Source organism: Gordonia sp. NPDC057258 (genome assembly GCF_042668985.1).
Lineage (GTDB): Bacteria > Actinomycetota > Actinomycetes > Mycobacteriales > Mycobacteriaceae > Gordonia > Gordonia hongkongensis.
Window position 1 is genome coordinate 13,350 of sequence record NZ_JBHUXZ010000003.1, and the last position, 21,384, is coordinate 34,733.

General features: G+C 67.1%; 19 protein-coding genes. 6 read left to right on the forward strand and 13 right to left on the reverse strand.

What is annotated here, in order from left to right; all coding sequences use genetic code 11:
- Positions 1–140 precede the first annotated feature (140 nt).
- Both ACFUEJ_RS03375 and ACFUEJ_RS03380 read right to left on the reverse strand, forming a co-directional pair.
- A complete protein-coding gene (locus ACFUEJ_RS03375) occupies positions 141–1,679 on the reverse strand; it encodes a HAMP domain-containing sensor histidine kinase (protein WP_277244454.1) in 1,539 nt (512 codons plus the stop codon).
- Positions 1,679–2,365 carry a response regulator transcription factor gene (locus tag ACFUEJ_RS03380; RefSeq protein ID WP_058251501.1) on the reverse strand — a complete coding sequence of 229 codons (687 nt, stop codon included), beginning with the start codon at positions 2,363–2,365 and terminating at the stop codon, positions 1,679–1,681. Before ACFUEJ_RS03380 ends, ACFUEJ_RS03375 begins: the two co-directional genes overlap by 1 nt.
- Positions 2,366–2,605: 240 nt before the next feature.
- Between ACFUEJ_RS03380 and ACFUEJ_RS03385 the strand changes: the two genes are divergently transcribed.
- Both ACFUEJ_RS03385 and ACFUEJ_RS03390 read left to right on the forward strand, forming a co-directional pair.
- A complete protein-coding gene (locus ACFUEJ_RS03385) occupies positions 2,606–6,721 on the forward strand; it encodes a molybdopterin-dependent oxidoreductase (protein ID WP_388027765.1) in 4,116 nt (1,371 codons plus the stop codon).
- Positions 6,722–6,975: 254 nt separating this feature from the next.
- The gene (locus ACFUEJ_RS03390) at positions 6,976–7,260 is read left to right on the forward strand and encodes a GIY-YIG nuclease family protein (protein ID WP_388027767.1); all 285 of its coding nucleotides are present in this window, start codon (positions 6,976–6,978) and stop codon (positions 7,258–7,260) included.
- Positions 7,261–7,502: 242 nt separating this feature from the next.
- Here the strand turns inward: ACFUEJ_RS03390 and ACFUEJ_RS03395 are convergent, their stop codons facing one another.
- The 6 genes from ACFUEJ_RS03395 to ACFUEJ_RS03420 form a co-directional block, all read right to left on the reverse strand.
- Positions 7,503–7,871 carry a Rieske (2Fe-2S) protein gene (locus tag ACFUEJ_RS03395; RefSeq protein ID WP_388027588.1) on the reverse strand — a complete coding sequence of 123 codons (369 nt, stop codon included), beginning with the start codon at positions 7,869–7,871 and terminating at the stop codon, positions 7,503–7,505.
- Positions 7,868–10,375: a nitrite reductase large subunit NirB gene (gene nirB, locus ACFUEJ_RS03400; RefSeq protein WP_388027590.1), complete on the reverse strand. Its 2,508-nt coding sequence runs from the start codon at positions 10,373–10,375 to the stop codon at positions 7,868–7,870. Before nirB ends, ACFUEJ_RS03395 begins: the two co-directional genes overlap by 4 nt.
- The gene (locus ACFUEJ_RS03405) at positions 10,375–10,722 is read right to left on the reverse strand and encodes a molybdopterin oxidoreductase (RefSeq protein WP_211540833.1); all 348 of its coding nucleotides are present in this window, start codon (positions 10,720–10,722) and stop codon (positions 10,375–10,377) included. Before ACFUEJ_RS03405 ends, nirB begins: the two co-directional genes overlap by 1 nt.
- Positions 10,723–10,837: 115 nt before the next feature.
- Positions 10,838–11,188: a DUF2834 domain-containing protein gene (locus ACFUEJ_RS03410; RefSeq protein ID WP_058251506.1), complete on the reverse strand. Its 351-nt coding sequence runs from the start codon at positions 11,186–11,188 to the stop codon at positions 10,838–10,840.
- Between the two features lie 79 nt (positions 11,189–11,267).
- A complete protein-coding gene (locus ACFUEJ_RS03415) occupies positions 11,268–12,887 on the reverse strand; it encodes an FAD-dependent oxidoreductase (protein ID WP_058251507.1) in 1,620 nt (539 codons plus the stop codon).
- Complete coding sequence (locus tag ACFUEJ_RS03420) at positions 12,887–13,810, reverse strand: diiron oxygenase (RefSeq protein WP_004020056.1); 924 nt, start codon at positions 13,808–13,810, stop codon at positions 12,887–12,889. Before ACFUEJ_RS03420 ends, ACFUEJ_RS03415 begins: the two co-directional genes overlap by 1 nt.
- A gap of 193 nt (positions 13,811–14,003) precedes the next feature.
- Here ACFUEJ_RS03420 and ACFUEJ_RS03425 point away from each other — a divergent pair, with 193 nt between their 5' ends.
- Entirely contained in the window at positions 14,004–14,774 is a 771-nt protein-coding gene (locus ACFUEJ_RS03425; RefSeq protein ID WP_211540828.1) for an SDR family oxidoreductase, read from the forward strand.
- Between the two features lie 125 nt (positions 14,775–14,899).
- Positions 14,900–15,823, forward strand: coding sequence for a hypothetical protein (locus ACFUEJ_RS03430; protein ID WP_058251509.1), 924 nt, complete (start codon positions 14,900–14,902; stop codon positions 15,821–15,823).
- An 82-nt stretch (positions 15,824–15,905) separates the two neighbouring features.
- Here the strand turns inward: ACFUEJ_RS03430 and ACFUEJ_RS03435 are convergent, their stop codons facing one another.
- The 4 genes from ACFUEJ_RS03435 to ACFUEJ_RS03450 form a co-directional block, all read right to left on the reverse strand.
- On the reverse strand, positions 15,906–16,514 hold the full coding sequence (locus ACFUEJ_RS03435; protein WP_311277420.1) for a TRIC cation channel family protein: 609 nt from the start codon (positions 16,512–16,514) through the stop codon (positions 15,906–15,908).
- A 118-nt stretch (positions 16,515–16,632) separates the two neighbouring features.
- The gene (gene rpmF / locus ACFUEJ_RS03440) at positions 16,633–16,806 is read right to left on the reverse strand and encodes a 50S ribosomal protein L32 (protein ID WP_004020060.1); all 174 of its coding nucleotides are present in this window, start codon (positions 16,804–16,806) and stop codon (positions 16,633–16,635) included.
- Positions 16,807–16,986: 180 nt separating this feature from the next.
- Positions 16,987–17,937 carry a DUF4190 domain-containing protein gene (locus ACFUEJ_RS03445; RefSeq protein ID WP_388027597.1) on the reverse strand — a complete coding sequence of 317 codons (951 nt, stop codon included), beginning with the start codon at positions 17,935–17,937 and terminating at the stop codon, positions 16,987–16,989.
- A 151-nt stretch (positions 17,938–18,088) separates the two neighbouring features.
- Positions 18,089–18,838: a DUF4190 domain-containing protein gene (locus tag ACFUEJ_RS03450; RefSeq protein ID WP_388027600.1), complete on the reverse strand. Its 750-nt coding sequence runs from the start codon at positions 18,836–18,838 to the stop codon at positions 18,089–18,091.
- 61 nt (positions 18,839–18,899) lie between these two features.
- On the opposite strand from ACFUEJ_RS03450, the gene ACFUEJ_RS03455 reads away from it, so the two are divergent.
- Positions 18,900–19,835 carry an AEC family transporter gene (locus tag ACFUEJ_RS03455; RefSeq protein ID WP_065630228.1) on the forward strand — a complete coding sequence of 312 codons (936 nt, stop codon included), beginning with the start codon at positions 18,900–18,902 and terminating at the stop codon, positions 19,833–19,835.
- Positions 19,836–19,841: 6 nt separating this feature from the next.
- Here the strand turns inward: ACFUEJ_RS03455 and ACFUEJ_RS03460 are convergent, their stop codons facing one another.
- Positions 19,842–20,480, reverse strand: coding sequence for a DUF1707 domain-containing protein (locus ACFUEJ_RS03460; RefSeq protein WP_175401102.1), 639 nt, complete (start codon positions 20,478–20,480; stop codon positions 19,842–19,844).
- Between the two features lie 193 nt (positions 20,481–20,673).
- Between ACFUEJ_RS03460 and ACFUEJ_RS03465 the strand changes: the two genes are divergently transcribed.
- The gene (locus tag ACFUEJ_RS03465) at positions 20,674–21,372 is read left to right on the forward strand and encodes a hypothetical protein (RefSeq protein WP_058251513.1); all 699 of its coding nucleotides are present in this window, start codon (positions 20,674–20,676) and stop codon (positions 21,370–21,372) included.
- The last annotated feature ends 12 nt before the right edge of the window (positions 21,373–21,384 follow it).

Here is a 21,384-nt window from a genome sequence, read left to right on the forward strand (position 1 = left end):
CAACACCTCGGCATCGTCGTACCCGAACTGCGCCTTCGGTCAACCCTAGGTGATCCGAGACCAGGTCACACCGGGCGAGTTCAAGGCTGTTCGCAGTCGTCGACAACCGAGTCGTCGGCCCGGCGCCACCCGCTTCTCCTCTACTGACGAATCACCTGCGGGGATGGTTCCGCCGCAGTTGCCCGGCCCGGCAGGGTCATCCGGATCAGCGCTCCCCCGAGCGGCGACGTGTCGGCGACCACGGTGCCGCCGTGTCGTTCGACCACCTGACGCACGATCGCCAGTCCCAGACCCGATCCCGGCATCGACCGCGACTGCGTCGACCGATAGAACCGCTCGAAGACGAGACCCCGGTCCTCCTCGGGGATTCCGGGACCGGCATCGGCGACGGTGAGCTCCGCGGTCGACATCCCGACCTGGGTCAGGCCGACGCGCACCGTGCGGCCGGGAGGACTCCACTTCGCCGCGTTGTCGAGCACGTTCAGCACCGCACGCGACAGTCCATGTGCCTCGCCGAACACGAACCATGGGGCGAGGTCGACCTCGAACTCGACGTCGTTGCGGCGGCGTCGAACTCGTTCGAGGGCCTGCTCCACGATTTCGGCGAGATCGACCTCCTCGTAGACCACTTCCGGCGCGTCCTCGCGGGCGAGGTCGACGAGATCGCCCACGAGCGTGGACAATTCCTCGATCTGCGCCATCACGTCGGCACGGAGATCGACCATGTCCTCCTCCGGTACCGCCCGCGCCCCGGGACGACTCGCGGCGATCAGCAACTCCAGATTGGTCCGCAACGAGGTCAACGGGGTCCGCAGTTCGTGTCCGGCGTCGGCGACCAGACGTGCCTGCCGATCCCGGGACTCGTCGAGGGCGCGCAGCATGGCGTTGAAACTGACCGTGAGCTTGGCGAGTTCGTCGTTGCCGGTCACCGGGATGGGCGTCAGGTCGTTGGTCCGCGCGACCCGCTCCACGGCGCGGTTGAGACGTGAGACCGGCCGCAACCCGGCTCGCGCCACCGTCGTCCCGGCCAGGGCGGCGAGGGCGACCCCGCCGCAACCGACGACGAAGAGCACCCAGGCCAGACGCTTGAGCACTCGGTCGGTCTGGATGAGGCTCTGTGCGAGCACGAGGGTGTTGCCGTCGTCGAGTTTGCGGGTCAGGACACGCTGATTGCGCGTGGTGCGCAGGCTCTGCTGCGTGGAACCGGGCACGGACGGCGACCGGACGATGCCGCGCTCGACGTCGTCGAACGGCACCTGACCGATGAGATACGTCTCGCCGCTGGGGGTCACCAGCGCGATGGAGATGTTGGTGGAGAACACCGTTCCGGCCACCAGCTGCTCGGGTTGCGTACGCAGGACCCCCGCGCGGGCGAGCGCGGCCATCCCGTCGGCGCGACTCTCGAGCTGCTGGTCGACATCGTTGTACATCGCGCGATACACGACGAAATACGCGGCCGCGGCCATCAGACTCACCGAGACCAGCACGACGGTCGCCGACAGGATCGTCACGCGGGTACGCAGCGACACCGCGCGCATCAGCGGCATCGGCGCCCGCATCTCCTTCTCGTCCGACCCGACACCGGTGGTGTGCCCCGTGATCGCCCGGGTGAGGCGGTCGCGGAGGAGATCCGGGGTCTTCGGGTGTCGCGACGTCGAGTTCGACGACTTGCCGATCACTAGGGCGGCGTCTCCCGCAGGACGTACCCGACCCCGCGCACGGTGTGGATCAGTCGGGGTTCGCCGTCGGCCTCGGTCTTGCGCCGGAGATAGCCGACGTACACCTCGAGCGCATTACCCGACGTCGGGAAGTCGTAGCCCCAGACCTCTTCGAGGATGCGGCTGCGCGACAACACCCGGCGCGGATTGGCCATGAGCATCTCGAGCAGGGCGAACTCGGTGCGCGTCAGACTGATCGAGCGCTCGCCGCGGGTGACGTCGCGGGTGACGGGATCGAGCGACAGATCCGCAAACGTCAGGGTCTCCGAATCCGCGTCCTCGTCCGGCGAGGCACGGCGCAACAGCGCCCGCAACCGGGCGAGGAGTTCCTCGAGGGCGAACGGCTTGGGAAGGTAGTCGTCGGCTCCGGCGTCGAGGCCCGACACCCGCTCGGACACCGAGTCGCGTGCGGTCAGCACCAGGATGGGGAGGTCGTCACCGGCAGAGCGGAGCCGGCGGCACACCTCGAGGCCGTCGAGCCGAGGCATCATCACGTCGAGGATCGCCACGTCGGGCCGGTCGGCCAGGATCTTCTCGAGTGCCTCGATGCCGTCGCCCGCGGTCTCGACGCTGTAGCCGTTGAAGGTAAGCGACCGTCGCAACGACTCCCGGACGGCCCGATCGTCATCGACCACGAGGATGCGCATGGCTACAGTCTTATCCACCCCGGCTGAGATCCGGCTGAGCAACGCCGAAACCCACCCGTTCAAGTGACGGAGTCGGCGTTCACCTGCGGTTCCGGCGGCCTTTCACATCGGGGACCGAGTTCTGTGAGGTCAAGTTGATGGATGCGTAACGCCGGGCTTCGGGTCGCGAAACATCGACCTCCGACGCTGGAACCCGTGACCCTGTCTGCCCCGACTCGATCTGTCGTGTCCCGATCGGTGATGTCGCTGTGCGCCTATTGCGGTGTCGGTTGCGGCATGGAGATGAAGCTCGACGACAATTCCGACCGCGTCACCAAGACGATCGGCCGGCCCGATCATCCGACGAACTTCGGGCGACTGTGCACCAAGGGGTCCACCACCGCGGACATGCTCGCCGCCGGCGGGCGCCTGTCCACCGCGCTGGTCCGAGACGATCGGGGCGGCCAGCTCCGGCCCGACGCACTCGACGCCGTCGTCACCGACACCGCGCGACGCCTGCGCGACATCGTCGACGAGCACGGGCCCGACGCGGTGGCCCTGTATGTGTCGGGCCAGATGTCTCTGGAGGCGCAGTACCTGGCGAACAAGCTGGCCAAGGGATTCCTGCGCACCAACCAGATCGAGTCGAACTCGCGGCTGTGCATGGCGAGCGCCGGGACCGGATACAAACTGTCGCTCGGCTCCGACGGGCCGCCCGGGTCTTATCAGGACTTCGACCACGCCGACGTCTTCCTGGTCATCGGCGCCAACATGGCCGACTGTCACCCGATCCTGTTCCTGCGCATGATGGACCGGGTCAAGGCCGGGGCGAAGCTGATCGTCGTCGATCCTCGACGCACGGCGACGGCCGACAAGGCGGACCTGTTCCTGCAGATCCGATCCGGGACCGACCTCGCCTTCCTCAACGGCCTGCTGCACCTGCTCATCGAGAACGGCCACACCGACACCGAGTTCATCGAGTCGTTTACCGACGGCTTCGACCAGATCCCCGACTTCGCCGCCCAGTACCCGCCGGATGTCGTCGAATCGATCACCGGGATCGCGGCGTCGGACCTGCGGGCCGCGGCCGAGCTCATCGGCAACGCAGCCAACTGGATGAGTTGCTGGACGATGGGCCTCAACCAGTCCACCCACGGGACCTGGAACACCAACGCGCTCATCAACCTCCACCTCGCCACCGGTGCGATCTGCCGGCTCGGCAGCGGACCGTTCTCACTGACCGGACAGCCGAACGCCATGGGCGGACGCGAGATGGGTTACATGGGCCCGGGCCTGCCCGGCCAGCGCGCCGTCGTATCCGCGGCGGATCGCGAGTTCGTAGAGGACGTCTGGGGTGTTCCGGCCGGGACCCTACGCACCGACGTGGGCGGCGGCACCATCGACATGTTCCGCCGGATGGCCGACGGCGAGATCAAGGCATGCTGGATCATCTGCACCAATCCCGTTGCCTCGGTGGCCAATCGTCGAACCGTCATCGAGGGACTCGAGCGCGCCGAGCTCGTGATCACCCAGGACACCTTCGTCGACACCGAGACCAACCAGTACGCCGACGTGGTGCTGCCCGCGACACTGTGGTCGGAGTCGACCGGTGTGATGGTCAACTCCGAACGCAACCTCACCCTGTTCGAACCCGCGCTCGACGCCCCCGGACAGGCGATCCCGGACTGGCAGCTCATCGCGCGCATCGCCGCCGAGATGGGGTACGCCGACGCCTTCGACTATGCGAGCGCCGAGGAGGTGTTCGAGGAGATCAAACGGTTCGCGAACCCGAACACCGGCTACGACTTGCGCGGGGTGACCTACGACCGGCTCCGCCGCACGCCGATGCAATGGCCGTGCCCGCCGGCCGAAGACGGCGAGCCCGATCCGGTGGACACCGGTGCCCGCAACCCGATCCGATATCTCAACGACGGTCGCAGTCAGACTCTCCACCGCCTTGACGACGGGTCGACGCCGCGCCTCGCGTTCGCCACCCCCAGCCGCCGCGCCCAGTTCTTCGCCCGCCCCCACCTCGACCCGGCCGAGATGCCCGACGACGACTACCCCTTCCTGCTCAACACGGGCCGGTTGCCCCACCAGTGGCACACCATGACCAAGACCGGCCGGGTGGCCAAGCTCAACAAACTGAACCCGGAGCCCTTCGTCGAGATACATCCCGACGATGCCGATCGGCTGGGCATCACCGCCGCGGACAAGGTCGAGGTGGCCTCCCGTCGCGGCCGGGCGGTGTTGCCGGCGCGGATCTCCGACCGCGTGCGACCCGGCAACTGCTTCGTACCGTTTCACTGGAACGACGTCTTCGGTGAACACCTGGCGATCAATGCCGTCACGTCCGACGCGGTGGATCCGTTGTCGCAGCAACCGGAGCTGAAAGTGTGTGCGGTGACCCTGATCCGGGTGCCCGGCTCGCGCGGTGACGTCGACGATGCGCCGGTCGTCGCCGCGGGTTCGACGGAACTCGGTGTCGCACTGGGGGTCTCGGGTGTCGTACCACCTGCGATGACCCCTGCCGAGCGCCTCTACTTGGCCGGCCTGGTGGCCGGCGTGGGCGACTCGCCCGCGGGCAGTCCGGTGCTCCCGGCCGATGCACCGCTGGGTGCCGAGCTCCGCATCTGGGTGTCGGGTGTTCTCGCCGGCCTGTACTCCCGCGCGGCCGCCGCACCCGATCCCGCTGTCCCCCGGTCCGACTCATCGTCGTCGGAACCGGACACAGACACGGTGACGGTGCTCTGGGCCTCGCAGATGGGCAACGCCGAGGAGCTCGCCGCAGAAGCGGCCGAGCGCGTCAAGGCCAGCGGCCTCCGGGTCGACGCGCGGTCGATGGACGATGTCGAGGTCGGCGAACTGAAGGGGACGGCCCTGTTCGTCACCTCGACCACCGGGGACGGCGATCCGCCGGCCAACGGTACGTCGTTCTGGGACGCGCTGAACTCCGAGGACGCACCCGACCTGTCCGGCGTCGACTACGCGGTGCTGGCGCTCGGCGACTCCAACTACGACGACTTCTGCGGCCACGGACGCAAACTCGACACCCGCATCGGTGAACTGGGTGGCCGTCGCCTACTCGAGCGCGTCGACTGCGAACCCGACTTCGAGGAGATGGCGGGCGGCTGGCTGACCGAGGTCATCCGGGCGATCAGCATGTCGAACCGGGCACCCACCTCGGGGGTGACCGGGGACCGGGTGACCGTGGTCAGTGAACCGGCCGACTCCGCGGCGGCACCCTCGGTACGTTCCGCGCCGGCCTATTCGCGGAAGAAGCCGCTGCTCACCTCGCTCGTGCGGAACGTCAAGCTCAACTCCGAGGGGTCCGGTAAGGACGTGCGCAACTTCGGGTTCCACCTGCCCGCCGGCACGATGTCGTACCAGGCCGGGGACGCGTTGGGGGTCTGGCCGCGCAACGACCCGACCCTCGTCGAGGAGTTCCTGGACCGCACCGGCCTCGACGCCGACGCGTCGGTGACCGTGGGCGGTGATGAGGTCGCGTTGCACACCGCCCTGCGCGACCGCATCGAATTCGCTCGTGTGACACCGGATCTCATTCGTTTCGTCGCCGACCGTACCGGTTCCGCCGATCTCAAGACGCTCATCGCACCCGGGAACAAACAGCAGTTCAACGACTGGGCGTGGGGGCGACAGTCGGTCGATGTCCTGGCCGATCATCCCGTCACCGCCGACGCCTTGGAGTGGATGCAGGTCCTCAAACCGATGGTCCCCCGGTCGTATTCGATCTCGTCGAGTCCCCTGGAGAGTCCTGACGAGATCCAACTGACGGTGTCGGCCGTGCGCTACAACCTGTTCGGCACGCCGCGTGGTGGAGTCTGCTCGACCTTCCTGGCCGACCGCGCCGACGACGAGATCGGCGTGTTCGTCATCTCCACGAGTCACTTCCGGCCGCCGGCCGATCCCGACACCCCGATGATCATGATCGGCCCCGGCACCGGCGTCGCCCCGTTCCGCGGTTTCCTCCGCGAACGCGAGGCCCTGGGGCACACCGGGAAGAACTGGCTGTTCTTCGGCGAGCAGTACTCGGCGACCGACTTCTACTATCGCGAGGAGTTGACGACCATGCTCGGCGACGGACTGCTCACCCGCCTCGACGTCGCGTTCTCGCGCGATCAGGATCGCAAGATCTACGTCCAGGACCGGATGCGCGAACACGGCGAGGAGCTCTACCAGTGGTTACACGATGGCGGGCACGTGTACGTCTGCGGGGACGCGACACGGATGGCCAAGGACGTCGATGCGACACTGAAAGGCATTGTCGCGCAGCATGGTCGCCGCTCCCCCGCGAGCGCGGAGTCCTACGTCAAGGCCCTCGCAGCCGACAAACGCTATGTGCGGGACGTGTACTGACAAGCCCTCGCAACGCCTTCCGCTCCCTGAGGAGGCCCGGAGCCTACGGAGGGTGACCCCACACGCTCCCTGCGGAGGCCACGCTCCCTGAGGTGCGACGCCACCCCATGCTCCCTGAGGTGCGAGGAGCGTTAGCGACGAGCCACGAAGGGCGCCGCAAACCCGAGTGCACAAGCTCCGCGGCCACCTCGAACCTGTACACAGACGATCGTATCGATCTGCCAGAGACGCCGAGCATCCACGAAGATACCTCCGTGGCATGGGTATACATCCTCGAGTGCGCGGGCGGGAAGTACTACGTCGGAAGCACGCGCGACCTCGACAATCGGTTACGCCAACACAGCTCGGCGCAGGTTGGTTTCACTGCTCACCGCCAGCCGGTGAGGCTGGCGTGGTCGGTTGAACTGTCACTGGACGACGCCTACGCGATCGAGCGACGAATTCACGGCTGGTCTCGTGCGAAGAAGAAGGCACTGATCGACGGGGATATCGATCTACTTCGCGCCCGGGCAGGGCGCAGGGGCGGTCGCCCACGCTGACATTGACACGAGGCTTTGTGAACAAACGTGCAGGAGGACTTTCAGTGCCGTCACCAGCCCCCCCGTGGCTCGTAGCTATCGCTCCTCACAGATCAGGGTCTCCGGCCTGACGGCCGTCGTGGGCCACGAAAGACCACTCCTGGGCGACTGAACTCATGCTCCCTGAGGTGCGAGCGAAGCGAGCCACGAAGGGCACCGCAACGCGTCTCACCAGGCCCTTCGTGGCTCGTCGCTATCGCTCCTCACACCTCAGGGAGCAGTCGTTTGTCACCAACGCCCGCAGGAGCACCCAACCAGACGACGATGTCCCCGTCCCGGTCCTCGACGCGGTAGACGCCGATGGAGTCGATACCGTCCGAGGTGCATCGGCCATCGGCCAGTTCGAAGGCGTACTGGTGCAACGGACAGACGACCTTGCCCAGATCGAACTGGCCGTCGGCGAGCGGTCCCCCGCGATGCGGGCAGACGGCGTCGGTGGCGCGCAGGGTCCCGTCGGTCAGGCGGAACACCGCGATCTGCCTGTCTTGCATCGCATATGCTCGGCTCTCGCCGACCTGCAGGTCGTCCAGCTGCCCCACGACGACGCCGGCGTCCGCCGACACACTGGTCATCGGACCGGCACCCGGGGCAGCGGCAGCAGCGGAAGCGCCGAGGTGAACTGCGCGGGCGATTTGGGTTCGGCGCGGTCCAGCCAGGGATCGACGTAGGCCTCGACCGCGGCGTCGATCCGCTCCTGCAACCCGGCGACCAGTCCGTCACGGTCGTCGACGATGATCGCGCGGAGTTCCTCGATGCCGATGCGCGGTACGAACGCGTACGTCCTCTCCAGCCATTTGCCCTGCTCGCGGTAGTACTGGATGAAGATGCCGCACAACCGGATCACCTCGTCGGCCGAATTCACGGTGGCCAGCAGGTCGCCCTTGCGGATGTGCGCGCCGGCGGCGCCACCGACGTAGATCTCCCACTTGCCGTCACCGATCGCGACCACGCCGAAGTCCTTGCACAGCGCCTCGGCGCAATTGCGCGGACACCCGGTCACCGCGAGCTTCAGCTTCGCCGGTGACTCCAGACCCTGGTAGCGCGTCTCGATGTCGATGCCGAGCTGCGTCGAGTCGCCGAGACCGAATCGGCAATAGTCGGTGCCGACACAGGTTTTGACCGTCCGGAAGCTCTTGCCGTACGCGTACCCCGACGGCATGCCGAGATCTTCCCAGACCTTTGGCAGGTCTTCTTTCTTCACGCCGAGCAGATCGAGTCGCTGCCCACCGGTCGCCTTGATCATCGGGATCGAGTACTTCTCCGCGACGTCGGCGATCTTGCGCAACTGCTCGGGTGAGGTCACCCCGCCCTTCATCTGCGGCACCACCGAGAAGGTGCCGTCACGCTGGATGTTCGCGTGCACCCGGTCATTGACGAACAGTGCACCGGGTTCGCGTTTCCACTCCGAACCCCAGATGATCCGTAACAGTGAGGCGAGCGGCATCTTGGCGGTCGCGTCCTCGCCGCCGGGCGCGAGTTTGTCGAACACCTCGCTGACCGACCGCAGGTCCTGCCGTCGGATGGCGTCTATCAGTTCGGGTTTCGTCAGTGGGATGGCCGGGACGTACCAATCGGCGGACGCGTCGGCGGTGAGCTCGTCCCCCGCTGCGAGTTCGACGATGTCGGCGACGAGCCCCTTGCAGGAACCACATCCCTTGCCGGCGCGGGTCTTCGCGCACACCTCGCCGACGCTCGTGCACCCCGACGCCACGCAGGCCACGATGTCGCCCTTGGTGACCCCGTTGCAGTTGCACACCTGCACGTCGTCGGCGAGCTCGGCCGCCCCGGTCTCGGCGCTGGGGGTGCCCAGGTCGAACAGCATCGAGATGCGTTCGTCGGGAAGCGGTACCTTGTCGTCGAAGGCCTGCGTGAGGAAGTTGACCTTCGAGATGTCGCCCAGCAGCATCGCTCCGATGAGCTTGTTGTCACGGACCACGACGCTCTTGTAGACGCCGTTGCGTGGTTCGTAGAACTGGACGAATTCGTCGTCCTCGCGTTCCGGCCCCTTGACCCCCATGGCCGCGACGTCGACACCGGCGACCTTCAACTTGGTGGTCAGTCGCGAACCATGGTATTCGGCAGCCGGATTCGCGCCGGTGAGGACGTCGGCGAGCACGACTGCCTGCTCCCACAGCGGTGCGACGAGACCGTACACCTCACTGCGGTGCTGCGCGCACTCCCCGACCGCGTAGATGAAGGCCTCGTCCTCGCAACGCATCTGGTCGTCGACGACGATGCCGCGCTCGACGACCAGACCTGCGCCGCGGGCGATCTCGACGTTGGGACGAATGCCGGCCGTCACCACGATCATGTCGGCGGGCAGCGAATCGCCGTCGGTGAAACCGACTCCCGCGACGGTCCCGTCGTCGTTGCGCAGCACCGCCGTCGTCCGCTTGCCGGTGTGGACGCCGACCCCCAACGCCTCGATCTGGTTGCGCAGCACCTTGCCGCCGCGCTCGTCGAGTTGCTGGTTCATCAGGTGCCCGGGCGAGTGCACGACGTCGACGGCCACACCCTGCGTCTGCAGTCCGTAGGCGGCCTCGAGTCCGAGCAACCCACCGCCGATCACCACCGCGCGCACGTTGTCGCGCGACTCGGCCATCTGCAGCATGCCGTTCGTGTCCTCGATGGTGCGGAAGCCGAACACGCCGCGTGCGAGCCTGCCGTCGGGCTCGCGGAGTCCGTCCATGTTGGGGAAGAAGGTGTGGGACCCGGTCGCGATGATCAGCACGTCGAACTCGATGATCCGTCCGCTCGCGCAGGTCACCGTCTTGGCGAACCGGTCGATCGACTCGGCGCGATCACCGGAATGGAGCGTGACGTCGTTCTCCCGGTACCACGCCATCGGGTTGAGCATCAGGTCGTCGTCGTCGACCGCGGTCTCCCCGGCCAGCACGTGGCTGAGCATGATCCGGTTGTAGTTCCCGTACGGCTCGTCGCCGATCATGGTGATGGCGAACTGTTCCCGGCCGCCGCGGGAGATGATCTCCTCCACGGTGCGCGCGCCGGCCATGCCGTTGCCGACCACGACCAACCGACGCGTGGGAACCGGCGGCGTCACGTGCTCGTCCCCCATCAGAAGATGACCATCCCGAAGTCGACGACGACCTCACCGCTCGCGCCCTCCGGCGCGGCGAGGAGGAGCTCCAGGGTGGTGTCGGGTTCCACGTCTTCGACGACCCGCAACGGCACGTTGACCGACGACCTCGCGCCCATCGGGAACATCCGCATCGGCGTGCCGTCGCGAACCAGGGTCACGCAGATGAGTTCGTCGGAGCTGTTGCCGCCGCGAAAGTACAACGGCTGAGCAGTCATCCCGGGCGGGACGACGAAGGTCAGCGACGCATCGATCGGCCCCGGCTTCGACAGGCCCGAACCGGAAAACGCGTAGACACCCTGCAGGAATTGTGGAGTGCTCGACATTCCGCCACTATCCGCGAGGCGCATGAAATGCGACTTGCCTCGGTGTTACGGCGACGTTGTCTGGTTCTCACCGGCCCGGCCCGCCCGCGAGAGCGCCACCGAGCGCGCGGTTCCGCTACCGCGAACCCAGCGCACGCTCCCGGGCGAGGAAGAAGAACGGGATCGCGGTGGCGATGCCGACGCCGAAGGTCAGCACGACCGACGCCAGCCACCACGGCAGGATGCGCAGGCGGCGGGCCTCCGCGAGAGCCCACACATGGAAGCCGATGACGACGAACGTCAGGTCGACCATCGCGAACCGTCCGGGCGTCGTCTTCAGGATGTCCCCCACGAAGAAGTCCTTGACCGACCCCGGCCCGTTCTGTCGTACGTAGGGGATCGCGATGGCGTTCTGCGTGACCAGCGCGGACAGGAAGACGACGAACAACGATCGCTCTCGCCACTTCTGGTAGGAATCGGTGGTCATCAGGCCCTCCTCGACGTGTCGGAACCTCGATGGTGGCACGGCAGAGCGGCACCCCGGCCCGAAACCGGAGCGGTGGCCGTCAGGTCCGACGCCATCCCGCGGCGCCCACCATCTCGGCGACCTGGGTGAACTTCACACGGGGCCGGCCCTGTTCGAGGCCGCGACGCCGTTCGCGACGGTCGATGGCCCGCATCCCGCGGTAGCCGATCACCGTCCGGACGCGTGCGCGCACCAACGCACCGAAGGCTCCGGGCTCGCGTTCGGTCCGGGGCAGCCGGCCTGCCGCGGCGTCGGCGATGAAGTCCTCGACAGTCCGCGTCGCACACATCTTGTTGGCGCCGATGCCGCCGCTGGGTCCGCGCTTGGCCCAGCCGAGCACATATCCGCCCGGCACGATCGCACCTGTCTCGTCGACGAGGCGACCGTCGACGTTGCTGAAGACGCCGCGCGCGTCGTCGAAGGTGAGGCCGGGGATCGGGGTGGAGCGATAGCCGATCGAGCGCACCACGAGATCGGTGGCGACGTGGTGGCGCCCCTCCCCCGTGCGCACCGTGATCGACTCGACCTGCGAATCACCGGTGATCTCTTCGGGACTGCTGTGGAACAGGAACACGATCCGACGGCGCTTCGGGTCGGCGGGTTGACGGAACCGGGCGAGATCGGCACCTTCGGCGTCCTCGATCACCTCGACCTCGACGCCCGGGATCTCCGACAGCGCACGGTATTCGGCCGCGGTGTAGGCTGCGGACGCCTGGTCACGACGGCCCAGCAGCACCACTTCGTGTACGTTCTGCTCGGCGAGCAGCTCGAGCGCCCGGTCGGCGATGTCGGTGGTGGCCAACAAGTCCGGCGGGGACACGAGGATTCGCGCAACATCGAGGGCCACGTTGCCCGTACCGACCACAACCGCACGACCCGTCGCCGGGTCGTCGGCGGTTCCGCGGCGCAGCGGTGGCCCGGCATCGACACCGGGCACGCCGTTGTACCAGGCGACGAGATCGGTGGCCGACGTCGAACCCGGAAGGTCCTCGCCCGGGATACCCAGGCGCCGTGACTCACTGGCACCGACCGCGTAGAACACCGCGTCGAAATGCTCCGCGAGTTCGGCCGGGGTGATCTGGTCGGCGCCGTCCCCGATGGTCACGTTGGTCAGCATCGTGACGCGCGGGTCGCGGTAAAGCAGGTCGAACCCGCGGAGCACGCCCTTGGTGCCCGGGTGGTCCGGGGCGACGCCGGCGCGCACGAGCCCACCGGGAGTGGGGAGTTTGTCGATGACGGTGACCTGCGCCTCGGTGCGGTCGAGCAGCGTGCGCAGGGCGTAACCGCCGGAGGGACCCGTTCCGACCAGCGCGACCCGAAGTCCCGCAGGCAGTTTCGGCACCTCGGGATAGGTGATCGACGACGCGGAGTCGTCACCGATGGGCGCCCAGCCCGAGCGAACCTCCGGGTTGTTCTTGTAGTAGTCCGCGTTGATGTCGATGAAGACCTTGTCCCGGGTGCCGAGTTTGTCCGCCGGGTAGATGGCGTCGACGGGGCAGGCATCGGCGCATGCGCCGCAGTCGATGCACGCCTCGGGGTCGATGTGCAGGATGTCGGAGCTGCCGAAGCCGCGCTCCTCCGGTGTCGGATGGATGCAGTTGACCGGGCACACGGCCACGCATGCTGCGTCACTGCAACACGATTGGGTGATGACGAACATCAGAGCATGTGCGCTTTCCGGTAGTACCGCATGGCGGGCTTGGTCAGGAGTCCGACCTCGTCGAGGAATTCCATGAGGTGCGCGCAGCTGCTGCGGATCATCGAGTGGAAGTGCGAGTTGCTGCGCATCTCCCGGACCGCGCGGTCGACGTCGAGCCCGGCGTCGGCAAAGGCCTTGGGCTGCACCAGACTCGTCACGATGAAGTAGGCGCCGACGGCGACCGCGAACGCACTGAACTGGCGGCGCGCCCAGCTGACGCCCTCCAGCGAGTCACGCACCTCTTCGCGCGCGAACTTCATGTGGCGCGATTCCTCCAGCACATGGATCTCGTTGACCGTGCGGATGAAGTCGAGCACGCGGTCGTCGCGCATGCAGCCGCGCTGGAAGACGTCCAGGACCTCCTCGGCGACCAGGATGCCGGCGTAGGCGACCTCGTTCTTCGCGGTCTGCATGAAGATCTTGCCGAGGCGCGAGACCTTCTTCGACGGATGGTAGGAGGCGCCGACCATCTTTTCCGACGCCTTGGCGAACATCAACGAGTGTCGGCACTCGTCGGCGACCTCGGTGAGCGCGAACTGGAATTCCGAACCGTGGTAGTCGCCGAGGTACTGGTCGCGGATGACCATCTCCTGCAGGATCATCTCGAACCAGATCCCGATGTTCATGATCGAGGCGAACTCGTGGCGCGTCACCGAGATCCGCTGTTCCTCGGTGAGCTCGTCCCAGTACGCGGTCCCGTACAGCGACGACCATTCCGGACTGCACCCGTACTTGGTGGGGTCCATCGGCTTCGACCAGTCGATCTCGGTCATCGCGTTGCGCGACAGCCGGGCGGCCGACGCCAACAGCCGTGCCGAGACCTCCTCGGTGCCCTGGTCCCGGAGACTGATGACATTCTCGGATCGTTCCATCGCGGCGGTCATGGAGAACTCACTTCCCGGTCGTCGTCGATCGTGACAATGATCGATGTAATGACAATGCGTGTTGTCAAGATAGCACCGCCGTGTGACCGAGTAAACGAATCGACGAATATACTCACCGGTAAGTTCAGCGCCGAGGATCGTCCTCGCAGGTCAGCGGCGTCGAAGCCGTCCGTTCAGTTGCAAGGAGTCCTCCATGCCCTCCATCTTCATCACCGGCGGCGCTGCCGGAATCGGTCTCGCCACCGCGGAGCGTTTCGGCCGCGACGGGTGGACAGTCGGCGTCTACGACGTCGATGCCGACGCGCTGGCGAAGGTGAAGGCCGACCATCCCGACTTCATCACCGGCACCCTCGACGTCCGCGAGCCGGAGCAGTGGGCCGAAGCTCTCGCCGAGTTCACCTCGCACACCGGCGGCACACTCGACGTCCTCGACAACAATGCCGGCATCCTCCACGAGGGCCAGATCGACCACATCACGCCAGACCAGATCAAGCGGCAGATCGACATCGACGCCCTCGGCGTCGCGCTCGGCGCCCAGGCCGCATACCCGTACCTGAAGAAGACGCCGGGCGCGCACCTGGTGAACATCGGATCGGCGTCGGCGATCTACGGCCAGCCCGGCATCGCGGTCTACTCGGCGACCAAGTTCTTCGTCGCGGGCCTGACCGAGGCGCTCGAACTGGAATGGGAGCACGACGACATCCGCGTCGTCAGCATCTGGCCCCCGTGGGCGAAGACCGCCCTCGCCACCGGCGGCGCCAAGTCGACGAAGACCCTGGGCATCCGGATCACTCCCGAACAGGTCGCCGAGAAGATCTGGGAGTCGGTGCACCCGACCCGTCAGGACAAACTGCTGCACCGCACCAGCTACTCCGTCGGCGCGCAGACCCTGTTCCTGCAGAACGCCGCCAAGTTCATCCCGAACTTCCTGAACCGGGCAGTCAACAAGTACATCGCGCAGTAACCCCACCACCCGCAAACCCACCCCTTTTGCGTGAACCCACCACTCTCGAACCAGGTGGGTCTACGGAGAAGGGGTGGGTTTGTCGGAAGGTGGGTCCGGACGGCGCATTCGTGCGTCTGATTCGTATGGACCTACCCACCGACCCGCATGGCCTGATTCTCCGCAAAGAAACCGCCGGCACCCACATCAGTGATGAACAGTTGCAGCACATGGTCGGCAACAAGACCCTCGTGCGGCTCTGGCCGGGCGCGTTGGCCGACTTCACCGCGGTCAGCGAACTCCAGGCAGTCGAGAAGCACCGCTTGACCGTCATTGCTGCGGCAAGGGCTGGACGACCCGGTCGGATCTTCAGTCACACTTCGTCAGCTGCCATGCACAGGCTGCCGATGCTGTGGCCCGACCTGTCGCAGGTCCATGTGACGTCGCCGAAAGTCGGAAAACGGGCCAAGCACATCGTCAGACATCAGGCCACCGTCAAGCCGCAGGACATCGACGTCATCGACGGGGTCACGGTGACATCCATCGAGCGCACGGCATGTGATGTCGCCCGACTGGGAACCAACCGGCAGGCCCTCGCGGTGCTCGACGCCGCGCTTCGACGTGACGCCGATCCGGACCGAATGAGACAGATCCTCGACTCGTGCCGAGGATTCAAGGGGGTCGAGATGCTCCGCCGCGCGCTGGCACACGCGAACGCATCGTCGGAGAGCATCGGCGAATCCCTCAGTCGCGCAGTCATGCTCGAGTTCCCCGACCTGCCGATACCACGACAGCAGGTCAAGATCTTCGACGACCACGGCGTGTTCATCGCTCGCGTCGACTTCCTGCTGGCGAACAGGGTGATAGGCGAATTCGACGGCATGATCAAGTACAGCGGCGGCCTCGGCGACGAGCCCGCGTGGCAGACGGTGGTCGAAGAGAAGGCGCGTGAGGACCGGCTGCGCGCGCAGGGGTACACCGTCGTGCGGTGGACATGGCCGGACCTCGCCGACAAGGCGCGCTTCTACGCGCAGATCAAGAAAGCACTTCGACTCGGCGGCGTCGAGTGATCCGTAAACCCACCCCTTTTCCGTAGATCCACCGCGCTCGGACCGGGTGGGTTCACGGAGAAAGGGTGGGTTTGCGGCAAGGTCAGCGTCGTGCGGTCGGGAGCCGCAGCGCGAACCGAAGGCTCACCAGGCGCAGCGCGGTCGCGAGGACAGATCCGACGACGAGCCAGATCCAGTGCGCCACCGAGGTGTACGTCGCGCCGATCGCGACGATGGCGGCACCGAGTACCGCGGGTACGGCGTAGAGGTCGGCGGGTGTGAGGAGGAGCGGGATCTCGTTCGAGATCATGTCGCGGAGCACGCCGCCACCCACCGCGGTGAGGAGCCCGACGGTCGTCGCGGCGAACGGGCTCGCCCCGACGTCGAGGGCGATGCTCGCACCCGTGGCCGCGAAGAGCCCCATCCCGAATGCGTCGAGCACGAGTATCGACCGGTGCAGTGCCGTGAAGGCGGGATGGAAGAAGAAGACGACGAGGCCGGCGACAGTTGCGGTGACGATGGGACCCCACCCGCTGATCGACGCGGGCGGGGTGATCCCCAGCAGGACGTCGCGCAATACGCCGCCGCCGACCCCGGTGAGCACGCCGACGGTGATGATCCCCCACATGTCGAAGTCCTTGCGGACCCCGAGCATCGCCCCCGACGCCGCGAACACCGCGATACCCGCGAAGTTGAGCACGTCGAACACCACGAGATCACCTCAATATCCAGGGACAGGCCAGTCGGTCAGCACGCGAATGACCGCCCCGGGCGAGCCAGGGGCGGTCATCGGTATGACAGTGCGGCGCCGGTACGGCGACCGAACGAGGCTAGCGACGATCCAGGTCGATGAGACCGGCGCGAGCCGCCTTGACCAGGCGACGCGGAATCCGCACGGGGACGCCGTTCACCTTCTCTTCTTGCAGTGCGGGGTTTTCCGCCTTCCACTGCGAACGACGGCTACGGGTGTTCGCCCGCGACATCCGGCGCTTCGGTACAGCCATGGTTGAGCCCTTCTCCTACTGTGGTCTGCGTGGCCGGTGGTGACGCCTGGCATCACTGGATCGGCCCCATCAGTGCACCCCTCGACCCGGCGCGGCCGCGGCACACAACCCGACCAGACTACCTGGCGAGGACGCCCGATTCCAAAATGGCCGATCCGCACGCGCCCGGGGTCGCCTACTTCAGAGGTAGCCCCACGGCGATCGGAGGTCGGTCAACGCGATGGCCACCCAGTATGCAACCCACACGACGATGATGAACGCCCCGATGATGACCGCGGTGAGCGCCACCCCATCACCGGTCTGCCTGCCACCCGACGCCGCGATCTGTCTCCGCGCGACGATGCCGAGCACCAGCCCGACGATGCCGCCGACCCCGACGCACAGGAGACCCAGCAGTGAGGCCGCCAGGGCGGCCACGGCCAGTTTGTTGGTCGACGGGCCATCGGCGTCGACGGGCCGGCCGCCTGCGGGGCGGGAGTCGGCGGAGGCCGATTCCGCGGATCGGGCATCACCGAGCGTGGCGAACGGTTGCCCGGACCGACCCTGGGGCGGACCCTGCGGAGGCTGACCGTACCCCGGCGGGGGTCCATATCCCGGCCGGCCGGGTCCGGGTTGCCAATGACCCGGCGGTCCGTAACCCTGCGGCTGTCCGTATCCCTGCTGTCCGTATCCCTGCTGTCCGTATCCCTGCTGCTGACCGAAGCCCGGCCGGGGAGGTGGTGGGGCTTGTCCCGGTGGCGGTCCCGCCGGGGACCGCGTCGAGATCACGCGCGTGGCGTCGTAACCGGACGGGGCCGGGCCACCCGGACCCGGGTCCCCGGGGCCACTGGGCGCGGGTGGCGGCGGAACCGGCTGTGCAGCGGACGGATTCGACGGTCCACCGGTGCGGATGACCCGGGTGACACCGTCGGCCGGACTGTGCGACTCGGGAATCTCCGTGTCATCCGGTCCGGTCCCGGGTGTCGAGGTCACCGGCACCGAGTCCGGCACCTCGTCGGGGACCGCCGCCTTCTGGGTCGGTTCCCACGGCGACGGGTCGGTTGCCGAGGTGTCCGAAGGTGGGCCGGACGGTGGGGATTGCGGTGCCTGGGCCGGATCCGTCGGATCGCTACCCCCGGTCGGAGTGGTCATCGGATGCCTTTCACAAGCTGTGCCGCAGCGGGACAACGCGGGGAGATGCGTGCACGACCAACCGGCCGTGCATCACGCACAGCTTAGTGAGAAAGGGCTCCGAACTGGGCCGGAGTCGATGAACACGACCCCGGATCGGCCCGAAATTCGTTCAGTAGTAGTAGGTGGAGGAGCTCGTGTCGCCGGCGACGATCAGGACGATGAACAGAACGGTCCACACCACGCCACCGACGATGGCGAGCGCGCCGGTGATGATCCCCGCCAGGCCCATCCCCGAACCACTCTGCGTGCCACCGGACTGTTCGATGTCCCGTCGCGCCATGAACCCCAGCACGACGGCCGCGATGCCGACCGGTATCGACAGGAAGAACGAGAAGAACAAGCAGGCGATCAGCGAGACGACGCCGACGATGCCACAGATGAGGGCCGCGATCGCCTTGCCGTTGGTCTTCTGCGGCGGCGCGTATCCATAACCGCCGCCGTAAGGTGCCGCGCCGTAGGGGTTCTGCGACCCGTACGCGCCGCCGTACGCCGGCGCCTGGTAGGGATCGTTGACCTGACCGTAGGACCCACCCGGCGGCTGTGCGTAGGGATCCTGGCTCGGCGTCCCGTAGCCCTGGTTGCCGGCCGGCGATCCGTACGGACTCTGCCCGTACTGCTCCTGACCGTACGGGTTCTGACCGTAGGCGTTCTGGCCGTAGGCGTTCTGGCCGTAGGGGTCCGACGACGGACCCGGCTGGTAGGTCTGGCCGTATTCGGTCGGCGCGTACTCGGGTGCGGCACCCTGGCCCTGGTCACCCTTGGAGAGGTTGGGACCCGAGTTGCCCGAGGACCCCGAGCTCGGAACCGTACCCCAGTCGTCCTGGCCCTGGCCCGAGCCCTGTCCCGGTGGATAACTCACGCACAACCCCCATGTAGATCCGACACGATGTGTTCACCAGCCTAACGATTAGACTCAACCGGTGTCTGGCGTCATCTCCGGCTTCACGGTGATCTTCATTGTAGTCGGGGTGGGATATCTCCTCGGGCGCACGCGTGTCATCGGCGACCACGCCCACGAAGTCCTTTCCCGCCTGGTGTTCTTCGTCTTCACACCGGCGCTGCTGTTCCATTCCATGGTCACCTCCGATCTGTCGGTCGTCTTCTCCTCGACGCTGGTGATCGCGGGCGGCAGCGCCTTTCTGATCGGAGCGGTGTACGTCGTCGTCGCCAAACTGTGGTTTCGACGCGCGGTTCCCGAACTCGTGATCGGCGGCCTGTCGTCGTCGTATGTCAACAGCGTCAATCTGGGTCTTCCGATTGCGATCTTTGTTCTCGACGATGCGTCGTTCATCGCGCCGCTGCTGCTGTTCCAGATCCTGATCTACTCACCGATCGCGTTGCTCGCGCTGGATCTCACTGCGTTGGACCGGGATTCGGGGCGATCGCTGCTGCGGGACTCGCTCGTCGCGCCGATCACCAATCCGATCGTCGTCGGCGGACTCGCGGGTCTGTCGGTCTCGCTGATCGGCTGGAGCCCGCCCGCGGCCGTGATGTCCCCGCTGAAGATGCTCGGTGACGCCTCCGTGCCGGCGGCGCTGCTGGCATTCGGCTTGTCGCTCACCGGCGTCGCGGTGTTCAAGAAGGGTGCGAGCCCCCGCCGCGACATCGCACTGGCAAGCGTGTTGAAGATGATCGTCATGCCGCTGGCCGTCTATGCCATCGCCCGTTGGGGATTCGGGCAGACCGGCGAGGCGTTGTTCGCGCAGGTGGTCATCGCGGCGTTGCCGACCGCACAGAATGTCCTGGTGTACGCGACCCGTTACCGGCGCGGCCAGATCCTCGCCCGGGACACGGCACTGATCACGACGCTCACGTCGATACCCATCATCATGATCATCGCCCTGCTGCTCGCCTGAACTTCCTCAGGCGTCGGGCTCCTCCCGGGGCACGTACTTGACGTCGACGCCGCCCATCAGCGCCAGTCCGGTCACCCGTACCACCGGCGCGCCGGGCCGGGACGCCTTCTGCGACCGCCCGCTGAATCCGCCCATGATGCCCAGTCCCCCGATCTCGACGGTCACTCCGTCGGGCATCTTGATCTCGACCCCGCCCATGATCGCCACGCACTGGACCGTCAGCACCGGCGCGGTGAACTCCACCTCGCGAAGGTCCAGTTCGACGCCGCCCATGATGGCGGTGGCGGTGAGTTGATCAGCGACCACCGCCGTCCCGGACAGCTCGCTCCCGGACATGATGGCCAACCGGTGGCGGACGGCCGTGTCCGCGCTGCCGCCCGTCACCCGCGGGCCCGGAGACAGGCTGGCCGCAGGCATCGCGACGCCGAGTTGTGCCACCGGGAGGTCGTCGGTCAGGGCGTCGAGGTCACCAAAGGTCTTCGCGAGGACCGCTTTTCCGGCCCGCTCCTCGTACTCGACCGGGGACAGGCTGCCGTGCGCCATGGCGGCGGAGAGGATCTCGTGGACCAGTTCGCGGTCCGCATCTGCGGCGCGGAGTCGGGCACGACGGTCGTCGGGCATCGGTGAATCGCCGGGTTGGGTCACGTCTGGAAACCCTAGTTGCCCGCGTCCGGCACGACCACCCTGATCTTTCCCCGGAGACGACCCCGAGGCGTCGCCAGACCGGTACCCCGCACCGACGACCCCTACGGCCAACTGCCCGACGAAAGGCCCGGCCGAGCGGCATAATCCAACACGTCCGGGCGGGACGGCCGACCGGCGTACATCGGAGGCGAAGATGAGTCAGCCCTACGATCCGGGGCAGCCCGGCGACGGCCGACCGGGACCGACGCCCTCGGGTTACCAGTCGCCGTACGGCCAATCGCATCCCCAGCAGCCGCCCTACCCGGACAGCGGGTACGCGCCGTCGGGCGGCTTCGGACAACCCGCCGCGTATGGCGGGTATCCACCGCCCCCTCCCCCGCGCAAGGACCGCGCCGGGATGCGACGGTGGGGCAAGATCCTGACCCTGCTCGGTGTGCTGATCCTGGTCCTGTCGGTCACCGTCGGGGTGGTCATGGCGATCGCCGGTATCGGGAACGTGGCCGACAAGGCGTTCGAGGTCAACCCCACCGCCGAGCAGTACTACGACGCCGGTGACGAGTTCCAGTTGTTCAGCAGCAGCAGCACGAACGGCGTACCCGCCTGCGAGATCACCGGTCCCGCTGCGCTGGCGTCGGGTACGAACTCGACGACCGAGTTCACCTTCGACGGTTCCGGGGTCGAATCGTTCGATTCGTTCGAGGTCGTGGAATCCGGCACCTACTCGTTCCAGTGCGATTCGCCGGCCGTCGTCGCATCCATCGACGCGTCCGGCATCCTCCGCGGCGTCGGCGGCGTGCTGCTGGCCGTTGTCGGCGGCGGTTTCGGCGGCCTGCTCGCACTGGTGGGCATCGTGCTCTGGATCATCGCCGGCCGAAAGCCGAAGACCGTCTGACATTCTCGCGCC